The following is a 958-nucleotide window of genomic DNA, read 5'->3' on the forward strand; positions in this document are numbered from 1 at the left end:
TGTTTTAGCCACTGCGATAGCTGCTGCAACTGCCGCACCACCTGCTGGCCCTACCAATAAACCTTCATTGATGGCTAACAAACGACTAGTTTCTTTGGCCTTGGCCAAATCAATAGCTACAATACTGTCGTATAAAGTGGTATCCAAATTCAAAGGCAATAAACCTGGGTTGAATCCAGTAGCTACACTTGGCTTAGCCATTTCACCTGACAAGAATTTGCTATCCTTATCTTCTACCGCATAGAGTTGGATGTCCTTGTTTTCCTGTCTAAGGGCTGTTCCAACACCCGTCATCGTTCCACCAGTTGCGATGGTTGATACAAAGGCATCTGGCGCGCCGTTTAAGACTTCGATGATTTCTGGTCCTGTTGTTTTTTCATGGACGGCAGCGTTGCCCTCATCATCATAAACGTCGATAAATAGGTGGTTACCCGCTTCAGCGTAAGCCCGCGCTTGGGTCATCGCATCTACAACACCTTGTTTGCCGGGTATTAGTTGCACTTGAGCCCCGTATGCACGTAAGACTGTCAAGTCATGGTGAGTGGCTGTATCTGGGACAAAGGCCTTTGTATCATAACCCTTGCTCGCTCCTAGTAAGGCGAAAGAGGCAGCAACTTCGGCTGTGGCTGCGACCACAATTTGTTGGTCCGCTTGTAAGCGACCCTCATTTTCCGCTACTTCAATCATGTTTAAGGCAACTCGGTCGTAAATTGATCCGGTTGGGTTAGCTGTTTCGAGTTTGACGTATACTTGGGCGGCTTTATATGGGACTATTCGTTGCAATTTCAGTAATGGTGTTTCTCCGATTAATTGACTCATATAATTTGTAACTTCCATGTTCTAGCTCAAACCTTTCTCTATAAAATGATTGCATAGCCTTGTTGATTGTGCCTATTATAGCAAACCTTGACCTTAAGCTTGGTCTTCAATGCCTTTTAAATCTTCAGCTGTGAATTGA

1 protein-coding gene is annotated in these 958 nt (G+C 45.1%); it reads right to left on the reverse strand.

What is annotated here, in order from left to right; translation table 11 throughout:
• The coding region (locus tag ACRCJ0_RS15710; RefSeq protein ID WP_431391120.1) for a PLP-dependent cysteine synthase family protein at nt 1–837 on the reverse strand (837 nt) is incomplete at its 3' end.
• Between the last annotated feature and the right edge of the window lie 121 nt (nt 838–958).

The organism is Aerococcus sp. L_32, assembly GCF_050689315.1.